We start from the raw sequence: 21,914 nt of genomic DNA, 5'->3' as shown, positions 1-21,914 counted from the left end.
CGTTTCTCCCCTGCACCCACTTGGCATTGACGCCCGTGACGTCGGCCTTGTCGGCATGGACAATCCCCCACTGAGCACTTCCAGTATTGATGTTCACGCCGTCCTCGACAAAACTGATGTACCCGTCAGCGGAGCTCCTCCCCTGCACCCACTTGGCATTGACGCCGGTGACGTCAGCCTTGTCGGCATGGACAATCCCCCACTGAGCACTTCCAGTATTGATGTTCACGCCGTCCTCGACAAAACTGATGTACCCGTCAGCGGAGCTCCTCCCCTGCACCCACTTGGCATTGACGCCCGTGACGTCAGCCTTGTCGGCATGGACAGTTCCCGGCTGACCGGCGTCATTACCGATGTTCACACCGTCCGCGGTGAAGGTGACGGTGCTCTTCCACCCGGCCGCGCTCCCCCGCACCCAGGGCGCCTCGATTCCGCCGATGGCGGTGAGCTGACCGGTCACGGTGAGCGTGTCGAATGCGGGACTGGCGACGTCAACGGTGGTGGTGAGGTAGTACTTCTGCGCGCCGTCGGAGGCGACGAGGGTGTAGGTGGTGCCGCGCTGCGGGGCGGTACCCGCGGCCGGTGACCACTGACCGTTGCTCGCGGCTTGTTCGGAACCGTCCGGCAGGACGATCCGGTAGTCGAGATCGTCCCGCCCGTCCCAGAGCAGCACGACGTTCGAGCCGGTCTGAACCAGCGATCTCTGCGGACGGAAGTTGCGTGGGAGGTCCGGGACGGGGAGCTTCTTCGGCGTCTTCTTCAACAGGCCCTGCAGGGTGTTGCGGTTCGCCGCCTGCCCGTTACCGAGAGCGGCGTTCTCTCGTATCGTCAGGGCCACGACGCCCGCGGCAGTGTTGACCGGGATGTCCTCGAGCACCAGCACCATGGACTCGCCTCTTGCCAGGGGACGGGGGCCGCCGTCGCTGCGGGCCTCGGCCCGGAACACGCGCTGTGCGTTCTGCCAGATGAAGGTCGGAGGGTTCCCGCCCTGCCCGGCCACATTGTCGATCCTCGCCGTGATCGAATTGGGATCCGTCGTGAGGTCGGTGGCTCCGGTTCCGACGGGTACGCCCACATCGATGGTGCGCCAGTTCACCGGCTGCGGATGATCTACGTTGGCGACGAGCAGATACACCGCTCCCCCGGACGGCGCCGTCGAACCGGCCCTCGACGTCTCCAGCGGAGCCGGGTCGGTGACGAGTGTGTAGGCCAGCAAGGTGGTCATGGTCAGGACCCCTTATCGTGTGAGTTCGGGAAGGCTCAGCCATCCGGCGCGCGAAAAGCGCCGCGAAAGGCCCATAGACAGTGCGAAAGAAGCGTGACCCGGGGAAAGCGACCTGCACCGATCCACCCACGGCAAGGTTTTTCGTCGCCACGCGAATCTGGAGGAAAGTGTCGCTTCGGCCCACGAAAAGGCGGCCAGAAAATCAACCGGTTCCGTGCCGACGGCAGTCGGACCGCCCAAGCCGCCAGAGGAACCATCAGTCGCGACCGTAAAGCCAGCAAGAGCCCGGTGGGCTGACCGGGCTGCGCCGGAATCAAGCCTCAGACCGGGAGACGAGAGACACGAGAACAGGGAACGGAGCACGGGGTAGTCGAGATCAGGGTGCGCAGGCCCAGATGAACCCGAAGGGTTTCACAACCGCTACGCTACCGGCGCGCTCGTGCTGCGGTGGCAGTTCCAGAAAAGTCGCGGGATTTCGTGGTCTACCGCGCCCGCCGGCCGTCGATCGTGCAGCGTCCTCGGGATCTACTCGCCCCTCGCCGGTAGACCGGTTTGGCCTCGGCGGCGCAGGGCCCGCGTCGCGGCGCCATCCGCCGCCGCCGAAACCCACAGCCCTACACCGCGCGCGCATCGACCACGGTTCCGATCGCCTCAAACCCGGGCGGGGCGTTCACTACGCAAAAGGTTCGCCCTGCCACGCAAGGTACGCTACGGTACGGACCATGCTGATCGTCTCCGCGGTCAGCCAGAGACGCTCAGCAGCAACTCGTGGTCATCGTCAGCGCTGACGGTGCGATGACCATCGGGCTGGCCGAGTACCGGCTCGGTCAGCTCACCCATGCCCGCGCCCACTACGAACAGTCGCTCGGCCTGGACCGTCAGCTCGGGGACGACTACTGGGCGGTAAAAGCCCTCGACCGACTCGCCGACGTTTACCGCTACCTCGGTGACGAGGCCGGGGCGCGGCAGCTGTGCGTCGAGGCGCTGGGCCGTCTGGGGACGAAAACGGGGCAGCTTCACCTTCGTCGGCGGGTCGATGACCCGACGCGGCCGAACGGCGGGTTATCCGAGAAGGACGTCGAGGGTGACGAAGCCGTAGCCCTGGTCACGCAGCGCCTTGATGATGCCGGGCAACGCGTCGGCGTCGAGCGTCGAATGGTCCTCCGGGTGAGAGCCCAGGTGCATGAGCACGATCTCGCCGGGTGTCAGCGCGTTCAGAACCCTTGTCGTGACGGACTCGACGCTGGCTCCGCCGGATGTGCCCTTCCAGCCGACGGTGTCGACGGTCCACCGGACCGGGACGTAGCCAAGCTCGTTGAGCAGAGCGATGTCATGCGCGTTCCGGTCCCCGTACGGGAAACGGAAGAACGGCCGCGGGTCCTGGCCGGTGGCCGTCCGGATGTCGCCTTCGGCGCTTTGCACCTGGCTACGGGTCTCGGAGTCGGTGAGCTTGGTGAAATACGGATGCGTTGCGGAATGGTTCCCGATCCGCCCGCCCGCGGCCGCGATGTCCTGAACCTTCGACGGGAAGTTCTTCGCGAACTGGCCGGTGAGGAAGAACGTGGCCGGAACATTCTCCCGCCGCAGCGTCGCGAGGATCGGGGCGACGCCGTCCGCGTTGGCGCCGGCGTCGAACGTCAGCGCGACGACCTTGCGGGTCGTTGGCAGCCGCTCCCAGTCCTTTCCCGCCAGCCCGGCGGGCAGGGCTGTGCCCGGCGTCGACGGTGGCGCGACAGTGGTGGGCCGCGATGTCGGCCCGGGCGGCGTGCCGGTCGCGCGCGGCGGCTGGCTCGCGGAGGTGCTGGGCGCCGAGGTGGGCGGCGAGACCGTCGTGCCGGGGAGGCCGGTGCCGGTCGGCGCTGGCGTGTCCGTGGTGACACCGGTCGTCGGGCCCGCCGCCGGGCCGGCTGACGACGCGCCGCCACCGCCGCACCCCGCGAGCACGACGACAAGGCACACCAGCGTGCACAGGGCGGCCGCGGAACCGCTGCGTGTCATGGTTGGACTGACGTTTCCCGCGCCCGCGAGGTTGCCCGCGCCGCCGCGGGCCCGACCGCCAAAACTACCCATGCCCCGATCGTGCTCGCAGTGACGGTCCGAGGAAACGGAAAGACGTCCCTGGCGTCGTGCACCAGGTCGGTCACCAGCACCGGATCCTCGGGGACGCCGGCATGGCGGGGCACGAAGACGCGAGCCTCCTGTTCCCGTCGACGAGGGCATGGTTGCGGGCAAGCGAGTGCAGGAGCAGGCGCAGGGCCTCCACCTCATCGCACCCCGACCACGGTACGGTGACGAACACCGACTCGGTCCGCTACACAGCCCAGAACGACCGGATCTCTGTTTGGTCTTCACGGTGACGGAGTGCGGTGAGTGGCGTCCTTTGGGCGGGAGACCACAAGGGTGGCCGTGGTGATGAGCAGAACCGCCATCACCTGCCGCAGGCTGAGCTGCTCTCCCAGCAAGAGATAGCCGACGACGGCGCCGACCGCGGGCCCCAGACAGAGCAGGACACCGAAGACCCTGGCGCTGGTTCTCCGCAGCGTGTGGACGTCGAGTGTGTAGGGCAGTGCCGAGGAGAGGACCGCGACCAGCAGGCCCAGGGCCAGGTTCCTCGGGTCACCGAGGCGGTGGACGTGCCCGAAGGCCAGGGCGAACGGGGTGAAGACGGAAGCGCCGATGAGGAGGGCGACGGCGAGACCTGACAGGTCCGCGGTCGTGCGTCCGATGTGCCCGGTCAGCAGGACGTAGGAGGCACGCAGGATCGCCGCGAGCAGGCCCAGTGTCAGGCCGGCGGCGGTGACCCCAGCTCCGCGGGGAAGGGCGATCAGTGTGATTCCCCCGAAGGCCAGTACCGCCGCGAGGGCGTCTGCCCGACTCCGCGACATGACGGTCGCCACCGCGAGTGGTCCGAGCAGTTCCAGGACGGCCGCGATGCCGAGGGGGAGGTGCGCGACGGCCTGGAAGTACGCCATGTTCATGGCCGCGAGAACGCACCCCAGTGCGGCTATCGGGCGTATGTCTCTGGCACAGGTGACCCGAAGGTTGGGCCGCGCCAGGGCGAGCAGGAGCAGCGCGGCGAACCACAGGCGCATCAGGACGGTCGCGGTGGTGCCCACGGCGGGGAACAGGTTCTTGGCCGCCGCGGCGCCGCACTGCAGGCTCAGGACCTGGGCGAGCACGAGGCCTGCGGGCACCCACCGGCCCCGGGCACCGGCCTGGTGGCGGTGTTCCGGGTCACGGCTCGGGTCCCGCGGGTCGGCGTCGCTAGCGGGCCCGAGCAGCAGGTACCGCGTTCGCATGGGCTCGGAACTCCAGCCCCCCGCCGCGCGCATCCGCGCTTCCACGCCCCGCCAGTACTCCACGGTCAGGTCGAGGAAGCCGTCGAATCCGGCCTGGACCCGGGCAAGGTCGGTGGGGTCGGCGCACACCTTGACGGCGGACTCGACAGCCTGGATCCGGTGATCCTTCTCCGCCTCCCCTATGTGGACGTAGAAGTACTCGCAGTGCTCGTGAAACTCCTCTTCGGAGCTGTAGTAGCTCTTGTAGTTGCGAACGCCCTCGTACAGCCTCACCATCATCGAGTACGCCAGCCATTCCTGCGCCAACAGGGCACCCTGGACAACCCGCTGGTCCGCCGATGTGAAGAGCTCGCGCTGCCCGGAGCTGAATTCCAGGGTGCCAGGCAGGGGCGATTCGTGGTACAGCTCTTCGATCGTCACGGGATACCCCGAGACCCGCCCTAGAAGATCCGCGAGAAACTCCTCGAGAAGGGTGAGATGCACTTTCCCGGGATCGCCTCCTCCATATTCGGAGAACAGATTTTTCACGCATTCTACCCGCGCAGCACGGTCCGCCGTGTTCACCACGGACAGCGCTACCATCTCGCTTGTCCTGATGGTTCTGGTCAGGTATTCCACGGCGAACACCCTGACTTCTTCCGCCGGGAGGGAACGGGTCGTCCACCTCTCGTAGAAGTCGTTCTGCAGTGCCTCGTGCCGGAAGACGGAGCTGGCCATCTTCTCGATCTCTTCCCTCAGGGTACTCACAGCCGTCGTGTGCATCACTGTCATGGACTCAGCTCCTCTGGCGGTAGGCGCGTCTTGCACGGCACCTCCGAGAGTGCTGGAATGGCAAGGTGCAATTCAACCATTACAGTATGCACGGGGCCCATCTGGCGGCTGACCTGGCAAATCTCGAGAGGAATACGCCCGCACATCTGGTGCGGGCGGTTCTGCGTGGCCATGCGGTGGTCGAGACGGAGCTGGACAACGACGCCGCACGGACGGACCTGCTGCGCTGGGCCGACCGGCTGGACGCGTGTTTCGGCCTGCCGGCGGACGACCGGCTCTACGGCCTGGTCAATGCCCTGCTGGCTGAATCAACCGGTTCGCCGTATATATCCGCGCATGACGGACGTCCGCACCTGCATTACCGCCTGCCCGATTCTGGCGTTGTCGCGCGGATCAAGGCGATCACGAGCTCGGGGTTGGCTCAGGTGATCTGCGGTGGTGGCGCGGACCGGCTCGGGCGATGCGAACGCGCGAGGTGCGAGGTGGCGTTCGTTGACGTGTCTCGCAACGGCCGGCGCAGCTACTGCTCCGTCAGATGCGCGAACACGGCTGCCGTGGCACGCCATCGTGCCACGGCAGCAGAGATGGCGGACCCGGCACCTCTCCGCGACGTCCGGTCGCACCACCGAGACAGCCTGCCTTCTGGACACCGATAGACTCTTTCAACCCAGCGGGTGTCTCGCCGAAGGCTGACGCAGTGGAAGCCGGCGGGCCGCCCTGGACGGTGGCAGAGTCCAGTGCATTCTCCATGCTGGTCCGGAGGACGCAGCCGCCGACCGGCGCCATCGCCGGGCTGGTCGCAGGCGGCGGGCGGCGGGCGGCGGGCGTGACACGAGAGGGCCGGGACAGGCTGCCCGGTGGGGTGCAGGATCAGCGCATGATTCCGGTGTGGCCCAGGGAATAGCGCCCGGGTTGCGGCCAGACCGTGAGGCCGTGCGGTTCGTGCCCGACGGGGATCTCGGTGAGGAGCCTGCCGGTGGTCGGATCCGCGCCGTTCCCGCCGCCGGTGTCGAACACGTAGACGACGTCGCTGCGCCGGCCGGCGAGCCACAGGCGGGTGCCGTCGGCGTTGACGTTGCCCATGTCCGGGGTTCCCCCGCCGGGGATCGGCCAGTTGGCCACCACCGCGCGGGTGGCGAAGGAGATGACCGAGACCGAGCCCTGCGTTCCGGCGTGCGGGAACGGCGGTTTCATCGACTGCATCTGCCCGCCGCGGTTGGCGACGTAGAGGAACCGGCCGTCGCGGCTCGGGTAGAGCCCGTGGGTCTCCGGCCCGGTGTGCACGAAACCGACCTTGGTGAAGTTGTCGCCGTCGATGAGGTGGACTCCGTCGGAGTTCATGTCGGCGACGTACCAGACCCGGCCGGCCGGGTCGATCTTGATGTCCTGCGGTGCCGCCTCCCGGCCGAGGTCGAGGTAGCCGAGGACGCTCTGGTGGGCGAGGTCGACCTTGACGAGCCGGCCGGCGAACTCACAGGTGGCGATCGCGTAGGAGCCGTCGACGGAGAAGTCGACGTGGTTCACGCCCGCGCATTCGCTGCCCACGTCGAGGCTGTGCCGCAGCGCGAACGTGTGCGGATCACGGAAGTCGATTTCGTGGTTCGCCTCCGCGATGACCATCGCGTTGGCCCCGTCGGGCGTGAAGTACAGGTTGTACGGGTCAGCGACGGGCACCGCGGGCCCGGCCAGCCGCCCGGTGCGCGGGTCGATCGGCGACAGGCTGTTGCCCTCGTTGTTGTTCACCCACAGGGTCCGCAGATCCCAGGAGGGGACGACGTGCTGTGGCGCACGGCCGGTACGGTAGCTCTCCACCACCCGCAGGGTGCGCTGGTCGATCACGGTGACCGTGCCGTCGCGCAGGTTGGGCACGTAGACCAGCGGCGGGTCGTCGCGCACCGCCGGGCTCAGCATCCCCGCACGGGCCTGGGAGTAGACGTCGACAGCCGGGACGCCACCACCGGCGGCGCCGGAGGGACTCGCCGGACCGCCCGTCCCCGGGTGCGACCTTCCCGGGTGCGAGGCGCCGGCAGTGGCACTGACGGTGGCTCTGACGGCGGTGGCCTGCGCATCGGAGCCACGCCCGATGTCGGTGGCCAGGTAGAGACCAAGGGCGAGTACAGCGACGACCAGCGTCACCGCCACCACCAGCACCCTCGGATCCCAACGGCGGAATCTGTTCGTTGCTCGCCGACGATGGGAGGATGCTCGGTCTGGCACGGGGTCAGCCTAGCCACGCCGGATGCGCTGGGCTCAGGCACTCCCATTTTGGCCGGGCCGTGGAGGTGGATGCGCCTCGATTCCTCGCCCGTCTCATAGCTCTCACATCCCGCCACGGAATACTGGGGACGGATCCAGCGAGAGGAGCCGAAGGCCACGGAACCCGATTGCCAGGCGGCGGTCGGCAGTCGATGGCCTGCGCCTAGCCGCCTTCCGTGGCCGTCGCCGTCGCCGTCATCGCTGGTCAAGCCAGTGGCGTCACTCGACGCCTTCGGGATCTACGGAAGGAAACACCGACTGTGGCCAGGAACCGGACGGGATTCTCCCGGCTACCGTCGCACCCGATGACCGCCAGCCACGTCGAGTAGCCTCCGCCATGACCGAGATGTGCGACCACGACCTTTCCCGCCGCCGCTTCCTGACCGCGACCGGCGCCGCGGCGGCCGCAGCCGCCGGCGGCCTCGCGGCCTGTGCCGGCGGAGGGCCGCAACCGGCGGCGTCAGCCCCACCGTCGTCCGCCCCGCAGCCTTCGGCCGCGGCCCTCGGCACCGCGCAGACCGGCACGACGGCACCCTCCGCAGCGTCGGACCTGACCGGCCCGGGGCTGGTGCCAGGAGGGCCCGCGGCTGCGATCACCCACGGCCCGCGGGACCGGCCCCGGGTCGCGCTCACCTTCCATCTCGGTCCGCACGAAGCCGGCCAGGATCTCTCACTGGCCCACCAGCTCCTCGCCGACGCCGCCCAGCTCTCCGTGCCGATCACGGTGTTCGCAGTCGGCCAGTGGCTGGACGACCATCGCGATCTCGTCCCGACGATCCTGGCAGCCGGTAACGAACTGGCGAACCACACCCACACCCACCCGACGCTGACCGCGCTGCCCGCCGATCAGGTCGCCGCCGAGATCGCCGGCTGCCGGGACGTCCTCGCCCGGCTCGCCCCGACCCAGGGCCGCTATTTCCGGCCTTCCGGCACGAGCACCGCCACCCCGCTGATCCTCACCGAGGCCGGCGCCGCCGGTTACCGCACGGTCGTCGACTTCGACGTCGACCCGCTCGACTACACCTCCCCGGGAGCCGACGCCGTCGTCGCCCGCATCCGCGCCAACACGCGGCCGGGCTCGATCGTGAGCATGCACTTCGGATACCCGGGCACCGTCAGCGCGTTTCCCAGAATCGTCGCGAACCTACGCACAGCCGGCCTCACCCCGGTACGGGTGCACGACCTCCTCATCTGACCCGACGCACGTTGGACCGCCGGCATTTCAGCGTGGTCCGTCCAAACCACGTCCCCGCTTTCACTCTGCCGCCGTAGCCTGCCCCCAGCCGGTTTTCCTGGTCCTCGTATTGCCGGCGTAACCAGCTTGGCGGGCACACCCGTGGCGTCGGCATTGCGGCCGGCTTCGGGGCAGGCCTGGTGACACCTGCTTCGCGGTCGCCGGGCTTCCGGCGCCGCAGATCAGGGTGCGATCCGGATCCGGAGTACCTCGCCGGTGGTGACACCGAGCCGTTCCGCCGCGTTCCCGGAGTTCACCGCGATGGTCAACTGCCCCACCGCGTCGCCGTAGAAGGCCAGCTCCCCCAGCGGGACCTCCTCGAAGACCTCGACGTAGGTCGCCCTGTGTTCGCCGGCCGGCGTGACACAGACCACCGGATCACCGACCGAAAGCGAGAAGGAGTCGAGCCGGTCGACGGCGCTGGCAAGGTGGAGGTTGCCGAAATGGTCCGCCAGGATCACCTCCGAGTGGAGCTCACCGCCTTCGAGTCGCTCGACCGGCGCGGGCAGGGCTACCAGCGACCCTGTCGAGATCTCCGGCCCGACTTCGGCCAGAGCCGTACCGCGGGCGAGATGACCGGCGACGGGCATGAAGATGTCGCGCCCGTGGAACGTACGCGAGACCGGTTCCCGGAACAGCTTCCCGTTCGTGAGCTCGTACGCCGCCAGCGCGCCGCCTGCCGCCTCCACAGCCCAGGAGAGAAGGCCGTTGTCCGGGCCGATGAAGAGGCCACGGGCGGTGTCCACGGCGACCGGCCGGCGCTGCCCGCCGACACCCGGATCGACGACGGCGACATGAATCGCCTTCGGCAGGTACGGCGTGACCCTGGCGAGAAGCCGCGCACCGGTTCGGATGTCCTGCGGTGGCACGACATGGCTGATGTCGATCAGCCGGACGCCGGGCGAGATGCCGAGCAGCACCCCATGGCACGTCGCCACAAAACCATCACTGAGGCCGTAGTCAGTCAGAAACGAGATGATCTGATATTCGGACACCGCCACCACTTCCGGACAGGAGTTTCCAGGGGCTGTTCACGATGACGACCACTGTCGCGCATTCGGCTTGCATCATCGTCCAGCCCGGCGCGCACGCTCAGCTGGAGCTGCGAGAACCGGTCACCCGGCGGCGGCGTCCGCCTACCGAGGCCGAGGCCGAGGCCGACGGTGTTCGGAACCGGGAGCGGAGGACACCTGAGCACCAGGAGCGGCCAGCACGTCGACTGCCCAGCACCAGCCATAGGTGGCTTCCAGCACCGCGTCGGGATGCTCACCCGCACGGCTGATCTCGCCAGCGAAGGTGGCAGCGTCGTTGATGATCCGGATACCGTTCCCAGCGGGTGCCCGTCCGGGGCCATCCGCACGATCGCGACCGCCGCCACCAGGAGCGGAGGCGATGCGGGGGCAACACGGGGATGCGACGGTCCACATGATAAGATTCGGAAGATCTTTCCGTTTCGGGGATCGTTCTGGGCGTATGGCAAGGCCGGCGAGGGCCTCGGCGGCACTGTCCGCCGAGCGGGCGATGCCTGGGAGGCTGCGATGATGGCTAACTCGGTGTCCACGTCCACCGGCCGAGCCGTTCGGACGGACGCGCGGCGCAACCGCGAGTGGCTACTTGCCGCGGCGCGCGCCGTTTTCGCCGAGAAGGGTGCCGACGCCTCGCTCTACGACGTGGCCAAGCAGGCCGGGCTGGGTACCGGCACCGTCTACCGGCATTTCCCGACCCGTGAGGCGCTGCTCGAGGCGATTCTTCTTGATCACTTCGAGGCGCTGAGAGTGGCCGCGGTCAGCCTGGCCGATGCTTCCGCTACTCCTTCCCTTTCACCCGACGACGCGCTGGCCGAGTGGCTGCGCCAGTTCATCGTGCACCTCACCGAGTACCGCGGGCTGGCCACGGAGGTCATGTCGGTCATGCACGACGGCGTCTCGCCCTTGTCCCTGTCCTGCCAGGAGATGCGGGCCGCGGGTGCCGACCTGCTCTGTCGGGCGCAGCAGTCGGGCACGATGCGGGCCGACCTCGACATGTCGACTCTCCTGAAGCTGGTCAACGCGATCGCGCTGACCGCCGAGCAGACCGCCGGTCACTCCGCCGGCCATCTGCTCGGCTACCTGCTCGACGGTCTGCGACGCCGATAACGTCACGCCGGTCGCCGACGGCGGAAGCCTGTGCGGCGCACCGCTTCCCGCACCGCTCCGTCGTACCGCGCCGCCACACCGTGCGTACCGCACCGCCGAGCCGCTCTGGTGGACGTATCGAACCGACGACGGCCACTGACGCTTGAAAAACGGAAAGATCTTCCGTATCGTACGCCAGTGAAAACGGAAAGATCTTCCGAATCGTGCGTATGACAGTCGTGCCCGACCTCTGGATCTCTGCTCGCGCGCCGGAGAGACCTTCTGGTCAGGCGTCTCCCGACCAAAGGACGAGGATGAGTGCTCAGGAGCTGGACACGGTCGCCGCCGAGAGTGCCGGGCAGGTTGGCGACGTTGCTTCCGCGGCGCCGGCGCGACGCGACAACCGCCTGCGGATCGCGCTCGGCGTCATCGTGATCTGCCAACTGATGGTGATCATCGATGGCACGATCGTGAACGTCGCCTTGGCGAAGATCCAGAAGGACCTGGACTTCTCCCCCTCCAGTCTTGCGTGGATACAAAGCGCCTATTCACTGGCGTTCGGGGGGCTCCTCCTGCTGGGCGGCCGAGCCGGTGACGTGTTCGGCCGGCTACGGCTGTTCATCGGTGGGCTGGCACTGTTCACCCTCGCCTCGCTCGCCGCCGGCCTCGCCCCCTCCGCCGGAGCCCTGATAACGGCCCGGGCCGCGCAGGGAGTCGGTGCCGCATTCGCGGCGCCGGCCTCCCTCGCCCTGCTCGCCACCACCTTCAAGGACGGCACCGAGCGGCAACGCGCCCTGGGTGTCTTCTCCATGATCGCTGGTCTCGGGCTGACGCTCGGGCTGATCCTCGGCGGGCTGTTGTCGACGGCCTCCTGGCGATGGGTGTTCGTCATCAACGTCCCTTTCGGGATCGGGGTGATCGCGCTGGCCCGACCGTTCCTTCAGGACACCCCTCGTCATCCGGCCCGGTTCGATGTGGCCGGTGCGGCCGTGTCCACAGCCGGAATGGTGTCCCTGGTATACGGATTCATCCGGGCTGCCTCCGACGGCTGGTCTGACGGGCTGGCCGTGGCGATGCTGGCTGCCGGCGTCGTGCTTCTGCTCGGATTCCTGGCCATCGAGGCCAACGTCGGGCAGCCGATCATGCCGTTGCGACTGTTCGGGGCGCGGTCGCGGGCCGGTGCCTACATCAACATGCTGTTCCTGTCGGCAGCAATGGGAAGCACTTTCTTCTTCCTTTCGCTGTTCATCCAGCGGGTGCTGGACCTCAGCCCGCTCCAGACCGGCCTGGCGTTCCTTCCCATGGCCGCCGTGCAGTTCGGCAGCGCACGGACGGCGCCGAAGCTGGTCGCAAGGCTCGGCCCGAAGGCCGTCATCATGGCGGGCACGCTGGTCGCAATGGTCGCCGCTCTCTGGCTGACCCAGCTGGACGGCACCACCACCTACCCGGGTGGCCTGGTCGGCCCACTCATCCTGGTCGGGCTCGGGATCGGGCTGGCCTTCATGCCACTGAACATGGTCATCCTCGCCGAGCTGCCGCCACGCGACACCGGGTCGGCCTCCGGCCTGCTGCAGTGCCTCCAACAGATCGGGCTCGCCGTCGGGATCGCCGTTCTCACCACGGTGTACAGCACCTCGCTACGCGACTCCGCGCATCACCCAAACCCCGCCCTGAGCCCGCAGGAGCAGCTCCACCACGACCTGGGCAAGGGGATCGCCGCCTCGTTCGTCGTACTGGTGGCCTTCATCGCCGTCGCCCTGGCAGTCACCGTCCTCGTCTTCAAGCGCAGGCCCCGCCCGGTCCCCGCGGTCGCCGTACCCGCCAGCCCCCAGTCGACCAGCTCGGACGCATAGGGAAGGCTCGGATCAACCTCTGAGCCCGGGATGAAGACCACGCCAGTAACCAGGCCGGAGGTGAGCACGAGGGCAGCGACAGCCGAGCCGAGGGATCTTCAACGCTGACGGCGGACGCCGTGCGGTCCGCCTGCGACCACTGGACAGCGAAACCATTAAGTCGTTTATGATGCCTCGGGTCGGAGGTCGTCGGCTCACTCGGAGGTCGTCGGCTCGCACAGTCGGGAGCTTCCATGTCGCTGCGCGTGATTCAGTTCTCCACCGGGAACGTTGGGCGTCACTCATTACGTTCGATAATCAACCGGCCTGGGCTGGAACTGGTGGGAGTGCACGCCAGCAGCCCCGACAAGGTCGGCCGGGACGCGGCCGAGCTCTGCGGCCTCGGCACCGCCACGGGCATCACCGCGACGGACGACCTGGAAGCGCTGCTGGCGTTGAAGGCCGACTGCGTCGTCTACACGTCACAGGCGGAGACGCGCCCGCAGGCCGCCCTCGCGGACATCACGGCCTTCCTCGCCGCGGGCACCAACGTCGTCGGGACGTCCCTGGTGTGGCTTGTCTATCCGCCCCACGCCGATGCCTGGCTGCGCGAGCCGATCGAGGCGGCCTGCGCGGCCGGGGGCACCACCATGTTCGTGAACGGCATCGACCCTGGTTTCTCCGGTGATCTCCTGCCGCTCGCGGCGCTGAGCCTGACCGAACGGGCCGATGAGATCCTGGTGCAGGAGATCTTCGACTACGGCACGTATGACGACGCCGCGTTCACCGGAGCGAGCTTCGGGTTCGGCGCCACGCCCGACACCGTGCCCACCCTGTTCCTGCCCGGCGTGCTCGCGTCGATCTGGGGCGGCCCGATCCGGCTGCTGGCCGACCGCCTCGGGGTGCAGGTCGAGGAGCTCCGCGAGCGCCACGAGACCTGGACGGCGACCCAGACCATCACCTGCACGATGATGACCGTCGAGCCGGGCCAGGTCGCCGCCGCCCGCTTCGCCGTCGAGGGCATCGTGCGCGGACGTCCCGCGATCGTCATGGAGCACGTGAACCGGCTGACCCCCCAGGCCGCGCCCGAGTGGCCGTTCCCGCCCGACGGGCGCCCGGGCGTCCACCGGGTCGTGATCAAGGGCGTGCCCGGCGTCGAGATCAACACCCATGTCGGTGACGAGCGCACCGATCACAACACGGCCGGCGTCATCGCGACGGCGGCCAAGGCCGTGAACGCGATCCCCGCGGTCTGCGCGGCACCCCCGGGGCTCACCCATCTGTCCGACCTGCCGGTCGCCCAAGCCCACGGCCTCATGCCGTGACGTCGCGCGGCACGCGGCGCGTCGGGTCGATCGCGCCGACCCGGCCGGCGAGCGGCGCGCAGGAGCGCGCCGAGCGGACCCGCGCCCTGATCATGGAAGAGACCGTGCGCTGTGTCGTCGAGGAGGGCTTCGCCGCCGCCAGCGCCAAGCACATCGCCGAGCGGGCGGGCGTCACCTGGGGCGTGATCCAATACCACTTCGGAGACCGTGACGGCCTGCTGACCGCCGTCGTCGACGCGAGCTTCGACGAGCTGCGCCGGCGCATGGCCGCGCTCGGGGTCCCGGTGGGCTCCGTCCGCGACCAGGTCAGCGCGCTCGTCGAGGCCGCCTGGGCCGCGTTCTGTACACCGGCGTCGCGCGCCAGTCTGGAGATCGCCGTCGCGACGCGCAGCCAGCGCGACGCGGAGACGGGGGAGCATTTCGCCCTGGTCGCGGCCGAGCTGACGCGCCTCGGCGAGGAGCTGATCGCCGAACGACAGCATCACGGCGACGCGAGAGCCGTCGGTCACCTGCTCTGGGCGGCGCTGCGCGGGCTCGTCTTCGCCCAGCTGGCCACCCGCGAGCCGCTCGACACCTCCCGCGAGCGCGCCGCGCTGGTCGACCTGCTCGTCGCACACCTGGAGCCCGGCCCCGCGGGCGTGACTCCCGCGGGCGTTACTCCCGCGGGCGAACGCCTGACGAGAGATGCCTCATGACGCCGCCATCGACCGCACCGCTTCGCGTGATCCAACTGCGATGCCCGCCGTGAACGCCATCCCCGCGGTCTGCGCCGCGCCACCGGGAATCGCCACCGTCGCGACGCTTCCCCTGGTGACAGCCGTCGTCGTGAGCCCTTAGAAACCGTCCTCCCCGCCGCGGGCCCCTCGTCCGGCCCGAGCCGGCCACTGTCGTGCGGTCCTGACCCCGCCGCGTCCTCATTCCGGCCTGCAGAGCATCAACGTGGACCGCACCAGCCTGCAGTGCATCAGCGTGCCGCTCGTCGGCGCCGACCGAATGGTGGGAGAAGCATGTTCAAGGACAAGTACGGGCCGTGGGCCTTCATCGCCGGCGCGTCGATGGGCATCGGCCGGGCGCTTTCCCTGGAGGCGGCGGCCCGTGGGCTGAACGTCGTGATGAACGCCCGCGGTGCCGAGACGCTTGCCGCGACCGCCGCGGAGGTGCGGGCGACGCACGGCGTGGAGGTGCGCGAGTTAGCCGCGGACCTGACCGATCCGAAGATCGGCGAGATCGTGGCCGCGGCGACGGACGATCTGGAGATCGGACTGTTCGTGTACAACGCGGCGGTGGCGCCGATCGGGCTGTTCCTCACCCATCCGCTCGAGCTGCAGCTGCGGTCGGTGCAGGCGAACTGCGCGACGCCGCTCATCCTGCTCAACCTGTTCGCGCCGAAGATGGTGGCGCGCGGCCGGGGTGGGATCTCCCTGGTCAGCTCCACCGGCGGCACTCAGGGCGCCGTCACCAGCGCCACCTACAACGCGGGCAAGGCCTTCGAGTGGATCCTCGCCGAGTCGCTGTGGGGCGAGCTCGGCGACCATGGTGTGGATGTCACCGCGATGCTCGTCGGTCCGACCGCGTCGCCGAACTTCAACGCCTTCAAGGACACCCTCGACCCCGAACTGTGCAACCGGGCCGACTCGGAGGATCTGCTCGACCGGATGCGCAACGGCCTGTTCAACCCGGCCGAGCCGGAGACGGTAGCCACGTCGCTGTACGACGGGCTGCCGAACGGCCCGGTGACCTGGTCCAAGCCCCTCGACGAGTGGATCACCACCCGGTCGCTGGCCATGCCGCGCGGTGAGGTCACCCTGACCTGGCGTGCGCTCATGGAGACCTCGACCCGCCCGCCCGAGCGGCAGGCCCGGTAGGACCGGACCCACGGAGCCGGAGACGGAGAAATCGAGGAGACGGAGATTTCGATGGGACGGAGATTTCGATGGGACGGAGATTTCGATGGGACGGAGATTTCGATGAGCAAGCTGCGTGTCGTTCAGTGGACGACGGGAAAGACGGGGACCGCCGCTGTCCGCGGGCTGGTCGGGCATCCGGCGTTGGAGCTGGTCGGCTGCTACGCCTACTCGCCGGAGAAGGTCGGCAGGGACGTCGGCGAGCTGGCCGGGATCGCGCCGATCGGCGTCACGGCGACCGACGACGTCGAGGCGCTGCTGGCGCTGAAGCCGGACTGCGTCGCCTACATGGCCTACCGGCCGGATTTCGACCAGCTCGACCGGATCCTGTCGGCCGGGGTGAACATCGTGTCCACGATGTACATGCTCGCCGGCGCCGGTTACGGCGAGGACGTCCGGGACCGGCTCGCGGCGGCCTGCGAACGCGGCCGGTCGTCGCTCTACACGACCGGCGTCTACCCCGGGCACATGGGAATGACCGTGCTGGCGGCGAGCGCGATGTGCACCCGGATCGACCGGATCTCGCTGCTGGAGTCACTCGACATGAGCGGCTATGCCAATGAGCGGATGTTCCGCGCGATGAGCATCGGGCTGGACCCCGACGACCCGGCCGCACCCGGCATGATCGAGGTCAACTGCGGGTCCTTCAAGGAGCAGATCCGCGTCCTCGCGCAGGCCCTCGCGATCGAGCTCGACGAGGTCCGGTTCACCGCCGAGTTCGCCGCCGCGACCGACGACGTCGACTTCGGCTTCATGAAGCTGGAGAAGGGCCAGATCTCCGGCTTCAAGGGCGTCATCGCTGGCATCTCGGGTGGCCGATCGGTGATCGAGTGTCGCTTCGTCTGGAAGGTCGGCGACCAGATGACGCCGAACTGGCCGGTCGAGGACGGCTACGTCCTGGAGATCGAGGGCGACCCCGGCGTCCAGGTACGGCTCGCGCCGATCGGCAGCGCCCACTTCGCCTCGGCCGGGCCGACCGCGATGCCCGCGATCAACGCGATTCCCCATGTCGTCGCGGCCGCCCCGGGCATCGTCAACCACGCCGACCTGCCGTTCGTCACCGGCCGCCACCTGCTGAACCGCGAGAACGTGTAACGCCTTTCGACCCTGAAGGTGGTGGTCACCGCCGCAGTGCCCAACCCGCCTTCGATCCGGGTCGTTCGGTATGCCGCGAGTCTGCACAGACAACTGCCCTCGGCCGGAACATAGCCCGACGGGATCTCCGGCCGAACTCGGGTAGTTGAGATCATTCAGGCTCGCGGCTGGCGGAGACACCGTTCTCAACAGCAGACAGCGACGTCGCTCAGACGCCGAGTGCGCGCCGGCCGGCTACCAGCAGCGCGGTGTCCTCCTGCGGTGGGTGGACCCGGACGCACAGCACGTCCCGAAGATGGCGTTCGAGCGGGTTGTTCCTGGTCAGCCCTGGATTGCCGATTGCGGCGACGGCCGTCTGAACCACTGTGACAACAGCCCGCGCGATGAGCGGCTTGGCAAGCACGAGGCGCTGCGGCGGGATCGACTCACCGGCGTCGATGCGGCGGCCCAGCCCGAAGGCGAGCTCCTCCGCCAGAAGGAGCTGAGCCTCGATCTCCCCCGCGACGGACTGGATGCGCTCGGTGGTGGCGATCGGGCGCCCCAGCCCGGTCGGAACGCGCTCCTGGGCGAAGCGTACGAAGAAGTCCCGGGCGGCCCGGGCTACTCCGAGGTACAGGGCGGCACCGCCCAGCGCCACGCCGGCGAACGCCGCATCGCCCCGCTGCTCCGACGCCAGGGCCGGCTCGAAGTTCTCGGCCGGGATCTCCACGTCGGTGTAGATCGCGTCATGGGTGCTGCTGGCCCGCAGCCCGAAGTGATCCCAGGTGCGCACGATCCTGATCCCGGGGGAATCCCCGGGGACGATGGCGTGGCCCACCCGCGGCTCGGCCTCCTCGGTCGCCGCCCACACCAGGTGGTAGCTCAGCCCCTCCGAGCCCGTCGCGTAGCCCTTGTGCCCGTTGAGAACCCAGCCGGACGCGGTCCGCCGGATCGTCGTCGCCGGAAGCCCACCGCGGACAGGAGCACCCAGCTCATGCTCGGCGCGGATCGCGTTGGCCAGCACCGGACGTTCGAGGGAGTCGCGCACGAACTTCCGGTAGAGCTCCTCGGGCCACCACGGGCTCTTGCTCTGCAGGGCGTGCTGGAACACGGTCATCGCGGTGATCAGGGCGACGGATGGGTCTCCCTGGCCGAGCGCGGAGAAGACCCGGATGCTGTCGACGGCGCTCAGGTCGGCGCCGCCATAGCGCGGGGCGATGCCCAGGCGCAGCAGGCCCGCGTCATGCACCACCTGGAGGCCCTTCCAGGGGAACTGGGCCGTCCGGTCGTTCTCCTCGGCGGTGCCGGCCAGCTGACTGCGCACCGCTTCAAGGGCGTCATCGGAGATGTCCACCGGCGGGATGCTGGTCGGCTCCGCGTCGCGGGAGAAGGTCATCTATGCAGTCCCGTCAGTGTTGGGAGAACCCGCGGCGTGGCAGGACCGCGCGCTGGCCGCATGCCCCCGCGCGAGCTCACGCACACGCACAGACCTACGTTCCCCATCATGTCTACCAGACTGGTAGATAAAGCTTGGCCTGTAACGCAAAAGCTCGACCTGTAAAGCACCTGTAAGGCAGCTACTCCGGTGCGCGGTACCTCCGCCGGGTTCCCGTCAGCGGGTCAGGGAAGCGGCGACCTCTTCGGCCTCGGCGAGAACACGGGCCGTGTTGGCCCAGGTCAGCGCGTCGAGGTCGCGCCTGGACCAACCCGCGTCCTGGAGCGCCGTCAGCAGGGCGGGATAGGTGGACACGTCGCGCAGAGCAGCGGGCATGGCGGGGACACCGTCATAGTCACCGCCCAGACCGAGGTGGTCGATCCCGACGCGGTCGCGGGCGTGCTCGAGATGGGCGACGACCTGCTCGATCGTGACGTCCGGCGCCGGGTGGGCGTCATACCAGCGTGTGAGGTCCCGCCACGCCGATGTGCCGGCGCCACGGGCCTCGAACAGGATGATCGGGTTGGCCAGGCCCAGCTCGGCCTTGCGCGCGTTCTCGGCCGCCTCCCATTCGGCGTACTGGCGGGACAGGAACGCCGGCACGAATGTCACCATCAGCACGCCACCGGCGTCGGCGAGGCGGGCAAGCACTCGGTCGTCAACATTGCGGACGTGATCGGTCACCGCTCGGCAGCTGGAATGACTGAAGATCACCGGGGCGCGGGAGACGTCGAGGGCGGCGTGCATCGTCGCCGTCGCGGTGTGGGAGAGGTCGACGAGCATGCCGAGCCGGTTCATCTCGGCGACGACCTCGCGGCCGAAATCGGTGAGGCCGTGCGTCCCGGGGTCCTCGAAGCACGACTGGGCCCAGGTCGGCCCGACATTGTGGGTCAGCGTCAGGTACCGGACGCCGAGGCGGGCCAGGACCCGCAGCACACCGAGGGAGTCGCCGATCGAGTGGCCGCCCTCGGCGCCGAGCAGCGAGGCGATCCGCCCCTCACGGCGGGCGGCCGCGGCCTCGGCGGCGGTCCGGCACAACCGGAACGTGTCCGGGTAGCGGTCGACGAGACGGTGCACGAGGTCGATCTGCTCCAGGACCATCTGGACCGCCGCCGCGGGATCGAGGCCGGTAGGGACGAAGATCGACCAGAACTGCCCGCCGACCTGGCCGGCCCGCAGGCGCGGGATGTCGGTGGCGAGGTCCGGCAGGCCCGACCCGACGTCCTCGACGCTGCCGCCGTGCAGGAACCGCAGCGCGATCGGGAGGTCGTTGTGGCCGTCGAAGACCAGCAGCCCCGCCAGGTCGGGCGCCGGGGCCGTCACAGCGTCCCCGCCTCGGCGCGCCGCCCGGCCGGACGCTCCGCCTGACGCTCCGCACGCTTGACGGGGTCCGGCACCGGTGACGTGGCGAGGAAGAGCTCCCGGGCGCAGTCCTCGCTGGGCGCGGTCATCACAGTCTGTTGGTCTCCGTATTCGACGAGGCGGTCGTGGCGCAGGACGCCGGCGCGGTCGGCGAGGCCGTCCACGACGGCAAGATCATGAACCGCCAGCATGACAGCAGGAAGCGGTACAGGACGCGGGTGCCGAACTCGAGCGCGTCGACCGGAACCCGTTCGTCGACGCCATGGAACAGGGCAGTGAAATCGAGGTCGGGGGGCAGCCGCAGCGGCGCGAACCCGAAGCCCGGCAACCCCACCTACCGCCGGTGTGCGCTTATCCAGTCGATCGCGTCCTGCACGGTGTTGATCCCCTCGGCATCCTCGTCGGATATACCGATGCCGAACTCCTCTTCCAGGGCCACGCCCAGCTCGACAAGGTCCAGGGAGTCCGCTCCCAGGTCATCGACGAATGACGCGTTGTTCGTCACCTGCTCCGGTTTGACCTCCAGCTGATCCACGACGACGCTCTTTACCCGCTCCTCGATTGTGGACACTGGGCGGCCTCCTGCTCCGACGTGCGTGGAAACGGACAGAGCTTGCATGCTCTCTGATCGGTCCACGCCGCGAACTCCAGTATTCGCTCCTGGTGTGGTGATCTCTGCCACGTGAGGTCTTGTCCGGGTCTTGTCCCTTTCTGGCGACATCCGACGAAGGTTCGGTGCCCGCACTCGCAGGCTGCGCTCGACGGGACCCGCTTCTGCCGTGGCTGACCGTCACCCTGATCAGGTCAGGCCCACCGTGTTCGCCAGGAAGGTGTTTCGGAAGACACCGGTCGGGTCGCGGCGTTCGGCCAGCGCGGTGAAATCAGCGGCTCGCGGGTAGGCGGTGCGGATCGTCTCCGCCGGCAGAGTGAAGATCTTCCCCCAGTGCGGGCGCGGCTCGAAGGGGGCCAGTTGGCGTTCCACCGCGGCGACCGCACGGGTGACGGCGGCTTCGGCTGGCCGCCAGGTGAAATGCAGGCTGATCGCCGCGCGGCCGTAGGTGGGGCTGAGCCACAGGTCGTCGGAGGCGATCGAGCGCAGTTCGCTGACATGTAGGGCTGGCCGGATCTGCTCGCCGATCTGGTAGATCGCCTCAACCGCCGCGGCGGCGCGTTCACGGGAGACAAAGTATTCCGACTGCAGCTCGTTCCCGGCGCTGGGCGTGAAGCCCGCCCGGAAATGCGGCAGTCGTTCATGCCAAGGGCCGGCAACGCCAAGCTGTCGCGTGGTATGGATCGGGTCGAGGCCGCCTATCGGGTGGACCGGATGGAGCAGTGCCCCGGCCCCGAACATCTCCACCGGCGCCGGAGCGACCTCGTCGACCGCTTCGACCCGTTGCTTCACCCACAGCAGGGATGAATCGGAGCGCCAGGTCGTGAAGACGCTGACGCTGTAGGCCATGGCGAAGATCTCGTCGAGATGGTCCAGCAACGCGGCGCGCGCCAGGCCCTGGTAGACGTTCTGACGAACACGGAATGTCGGCACGATCGCGAGCGTCACCGCCACAACCACCCCCAACGCACCGAGTGCGACGACATGACCGGCGAAGTCGCGGTCCACACCCCGGCGAACCGTGACGATGTCGCCCGACGCGGTGACCAGATCAAGCGCGACGACGGAAGTCGCCAGATTCCCGTTGCGGTCACCGGAGCCATGCGTCGCCGTCGCACACGCACCGGCGACACAGATGTGGGGCAGCGAGCCGAGGTTCCGCAGCGCCCAGCCCCGCGTGTCCAGCTCACGGGCGAGATCTCCGTAGCGGGTCCCGGCGCTCACGGTGACTTCACGCGCGTCGGCATCGAGCCGGAACATGGCGGGCAGCCGGGTGGTCGAGATCAGCGTCCCCGCCGTGTCCGCGATCGTGTTGAACGAGTGGCGCGTACCGACCGGCCGGGCCTGATCACAGGCGGCCACGACCTCACACAGCTCCTCGACGGACGTCGGCGCGACCCACCGATCTGCCCGGTAGACGATGTTCCCGGCCCAGTTGGTCTCGTCCGAGCCTTCACGCATCGCGCATCCTCC

19 protein-coding genes are annotated in these 21,914 nt (G+C 68.9%); 8 read left to right on the top strand and 11 right to left on the bottom strand.

The genetic code is table 11. The features are described from left to right. From FREUN1FDRAFT_RS17255 to FREUN1FDRAFT_RS41605, 4 genes are all read right to left on the bottom strand, one after another. Positions 1-1,225, bottom strand: a 1,225-nt coding sequence (locus FREUN1FDRAFT_RS17255; RefSeq protein ID WP_006541399.1) for a hypothetical protein, incomplete at its 3' end; no start/stop codon positions are given. A gap of 741 nt (positions 1,226-1,966) precedes the next feature. Then, positions 1,967-2,245: a hypothetical protein gene (locus FREUN1FDRAFT_RS46420; protein ID WP_006541398.1), complete on the bottom strand. Its 279-nt coding sequence runs from the start codon at positions 2,243-2,245 to the stop codon at positions 1,967-1,969. A 42-nt stretch (positions 2,246-2,287) separates the two neighbouring features. Beyond that, entirely contained in the window at positions 2,288-3,223 is a 936-nt protein-coding gene (locus FREUN1FDRAFT_RS17245) for a polysaccharide deacetylase family protein (RefSeq protein ID WP_157474894.1), read from the bottom strand. A gap of 350 nt (positions 3,224-3,573) precedes the next feature. Next, positions 3,574-5,295 carry an EamA family transporter gene (locus FREUN1FDRAFT_RS41605; RefSeq protein ID WP_006541396.1) on the bottom strand — a complete coding sequence of 574 codons (1,722 nt, stop codon included), beginning with the start codon at positions 5,293-5,295 and terminating at the stop codon, positions 3,574-3,576. Positions 5,296-5,381: 86 nt separating this feature from the next. Between FREUN1FDRAFT_RS41605 and FREUN1FDRAFT_RS17225 the strand changes: the two genes are divergently transcribed. After that, positions 5,382-5,951, top strand: a complete 570-nt coding sequence (locus tag FREUN1FDRAFT_RS17225) for a CGNR zinc finger domain-containing protein (protein WP_232295234.1) — start codon at positions 5,382-5,384, stop codon at positions 5,949-5,951. A gap of 214 nt (positions 5,952-6,165) precedes the next feature. Here the strand turns inward: FREUN1FDRAFT_RS17225 and FREUN1FDRAFT_RS17220 are convergent, their stop codons facing one another. Then, positions 6,166-7,440 (bottom strand): YncE family protein, encoded by a 1,275-nt coding sequence (locus FREUN1FDRAFT_RS17220; protein WP_006541394.1) that lies wholly within the window; start codon positions 7,438-7,440, stop codon positions 6,166-6,168. Positions 7,441-7,888: 448 nt separating this feature from the next. Here FREUN1FDRAFT_RS17220 and FREUN1FDRAFT_RS17215 point away from each other — a divergent pair, with 448 nt between their 5' ends. After that, a complete protein-coding gene (locus tag FREUN1FDRAFT_RS17215) occupies positions 7,889-8,746 on the top strand; it encodes a polysaccharide deacetylase family protein (protein ID WP_006541393.1) in 858 nt (285 codons plus the stop codon). Between the two features lie 221 nt (positions 8,747-8,967). Here the strand turns inward: FREUN1FDRAFT_RS17215 and FREUN1FDRAFT_RS17210 are convergent, their stop codons facing one another. After that, positions 8,968-9,780, bottom strand: coding sequence for an S-adenosyl-l-methionine hydroxide adenosyltransferase family protein (locus FREUN1FDRAFT_RS17210; protein WP_006541392.1), 813 nt, complete (start codon positions 9,778-9,780; stop codon positions 8,968-8,970). Positions 9,781-10,326: 546 nt separating this feature from the next. Between FREUN1FDRAFT_RS17210 and FREUN1FDRAFT_RS17205 the strand changes: the two genes are divergently transcribed. The 6 genes from FREUN1FDRAFT_RS17205 (at position 10,327) to FREUN1FDRAFT_RS17180 (ending at position 17,055) form a co-directional block, all read left to right on the top strand. Continuing rightward, positions 10,327-10,920, top strand: a complete 594-nt coding sequence (locus FREUN1FDRAFT_RS17205; RefSeq protein WP_035951989.1) for a TetR/AcrR family transcriptional regulator — start codon at positions 10,327-10,329, stop codon at positions 10,918-10,920. 293 nt (positions 10,921-11,213) lie between these two features. Next, positions 11,214-12,752, top strand: a complete 1,539-nt coding sequence (locus FREUN1FDRAFT_RS17200) for an MFS transporter (RefSeq protein WP_006541390.1) — start codon at positions 11,214-11,216, stop codon at positions 12,750-12,752. A gap of 233 nt (positions 12,753-12,985) precedes the next feature. Then, positions 12,986-14,056, top strand: coding sequence for a dihydrodipicolinate reductase (locus FREUN1FDRAFT_RS17195; RefSeq protein WP_006541389.1), 1,071 nt, complete (start codon positions 12,986-12,988; stop codon positions 14,054-14,056). Then, entirely contained in the window at positions 14,053-14,751 is a 699-nt protein-coding gene (locus tag FREUN1FDRAFT_RS17190; protein ID WP_006541388.1) for a TetR/AcrR family transcriptional regulator, read from the top strand. Before FREUN1FDRAFT_RS17195 ends, FREUN1FDRAFT_RS17190 begins: the two co-directional genes overlap by 4 nt. Positions 14,752-15,063: 312 nt before the next feature. Beyond that, positions 15,064-15,921 carry an SDR family oxidoreductase gene (locus FREUN1FDRAFT_RS17185; protein WP_006541386.1) on the top strand — a complete coding sequence of 286 codons (858 nt, stop codon included), beginning with the start codon at positions 15,064-15,066 and terminating at the stop codon, positions 15,919-15,921. Between the two features lie 102 nt (positions 15,922-16,023). Further along, the gene (locus FREUN1FDRAFT_RS17180; protein ID WP_006541385.1) at positions 16,024-17,055 is read left to right on the top strand and encodes a dihydrodipicolinate reductase; all 1,032 of its coding nucleotides are present in this window, start codon (positions 16,024-16,026) and stop codon (positions 17,053-17,055) included. 208 nt (positions 17,056-17,263) lie between these two features. Here the strand turns inward: FREUN1FDRAFT_RS17180 and FREUN1FDRAFT_RS17175 are convergent, their stop codons facing one another. From FREUN1FDRAFT_RS17175 to FREUN1FDRAFT_RS17155, 5 genes are all read right to left on the bottom strand, one after another. Continuing rightward, entirely contained in the window at positions 17,264-18,430 is a 1,167-nt protein-coding gene (locus FREUN1FDRAFT_RS17175; protein WP_006541384.1) for an acyl-CoA dehydrogenase family protein, read from the bottom strand. Between the two features lie 216 nt (positions 18,431-18,646). Continuing rightward, positions 18,647-19,792, bottom strand: a complete 1,146-nt coding sequence (locus FREUN1FDRAFT_RS17170) for a dipeptidase (RefSeq protein WP_006541383.1) — start codon at positions 19,790-19,792, stop codon at positions 18,647-18,649. Beyond that, positions 19,789-20,022, bottom strand: coding sequence for a hypothetical protein (locus tag FREUN1FDRAFT_RS45185; protein ID WP_006541382.1), 234 nt, complete (start codon positions 20,020-20,022; stop codon positions 19,789-19,791). Before FREUN1FDRAFT_RS45185 ends, FREUN1FDRAFT_RS17170 begins: the two co-directional genes overlap by 4 nt. A 143-nt stretch (positions 20,023-20,165) precedes the next feature. Beyond that, positions 20,166-20,402 carry an acyl carrier protein gene (gene acpP, locus FREUN1FDRAFT_RS17160; RefSeq protein WP_006541381.1) on the bottom strand — a complete coding sequence of 79 codons (237 nt, stop codon included), beginning with the start codon at positions 20,400-20,402 and terminating at the stop codon, positions 20,166-20,168. Between the two features lie 228 nt (positions 20,403-20,630). Continuing rightward, positions 20,631-21,902 (bottom strand): FAD-binding protein, encoded by a 1,272-nt coding sequence (locus FREUN1FDRAFT_RS17155; protein ID WP_006541380.1) that lies wholly within the window; start codon positions 21,900-21,902, stop codon positions 20,631-20,633. Between the last annotated feature and the right edge of the window lie 12 nt (positions 21,903-21,914).

Source organism: Parafrankia sp. EUN1f, from assembly GCF_000177675.1.
Classification (GTDB): domain Bacteria; phylum Actinomycetota; class Actinomycetes; order Frankiales; family Frankiaceae; genus Parafrankia.
The sequence above is the reverse complement of the archived record's forward strand: the minus strand, read 5'-3'. Positions and strand labels throughout refer to the sequence as shown.

What these genes read in the sequence shown, in the direction of transcription:
- FREUN1FDRAFT_RS17195 (WP_006541389.1), top strand. Translation starts at nt 12,986, where the DNA reads ATGTCGCTGCGCGTGATTCAGTTCTCCACCGGGAACGTTGGGCGTCAC.
- FREUN1FDRAFT_RS17215 (WP_006541393.1), top strand. Translation starts at nt 7,889, where the DNA reads ATGACCGAGATGTGCGACCACGACCTTTCCCGCCGCCGCTTCCTGACC.
- FREUN1FDRAFT_RS17200 (WP_006541390.1), top strand. Translation starts at nt 11,214, where the DNA reads ATGAGTGCTCAGGAGCTGGACACGGTCGCCGCCGAGAGTGCCGGGCAG.
- FREUN1FDRAFT_RS17180 (WP_006541385.1), top strand. Translation starts at nt 16,024, where the DNA reads ATGAGCAAGCTGCGTGTCGTTCAGTGGACGACGGGAAAGACGGGGACC.
- FREUN1FDRAFT_RS17225 (WP_232295234.1), top strand. Translation starts at nt 5,382, where the DNA reads ATGCACGGGGCCCATCTGGCGGCTGACCTGGCAAATCTCGAGAGGAAT.
- FREUN1FDRAFT_RS45185 (WP_006541382.1), bottom strand. Translation starts at nt 20,022, where the DNA reads ATGCTGGCGGTTCATGATCTTGCCGTCGTGGACGGCCTCGCCGACCGC.
- FREUN1FDRAFT_RS17155 (WP_006541380.1), bottom strand. Translation starts at nt 21,902, where the DNA reads ATGCGTGAAGGCTCGGACGAGACCAACTGGGCCGGGAACATCGTCTAC.
- FREUN1FDRAFT_RS17245 (WP_157474894.1), bottom strand. Translation starts at nt 3,223, where the DNA reads ATGACACGCAGCGGTTCCGCGGCCGCCCTGTGCACGCTGGTGTGCCTT.
- FREUN1FDRAFT_RS17185 (WP_006541386.1), top strand. Translation starts at nt 15,064, where the DNA reads ATGTTCAAGGACAAGTACGGGCCGTGGGCCTTCATCGCCGGCGCGTCG.
- FREUN1FDRAFT_RS17205 (WP_035951989.1), top strand. Translation starts at nt 10,327, where the DNA reads ATGGCTAACTCGGTGTCCACGTCCACCGGCCGAGCCGTTCGGACGGAC.
- FREUN1FDRAFT_RS17175 (WP_006541384.1), bottom strand. Translation starts at nt 18,430, where the DNA reads ATGACCTTCTCCCGCGACGCGGAGCCGACCAGCATCCCGCCGGTGGAC.
- FREUN1FDRAFT_RS41605 (WP_006541396.1), bottom strand. Translation starts at nt 5,295, where the DNA reads ATGACAGTGATGCACACGACGGCTGTGAGTACCCTGAGGGAAGAGATC.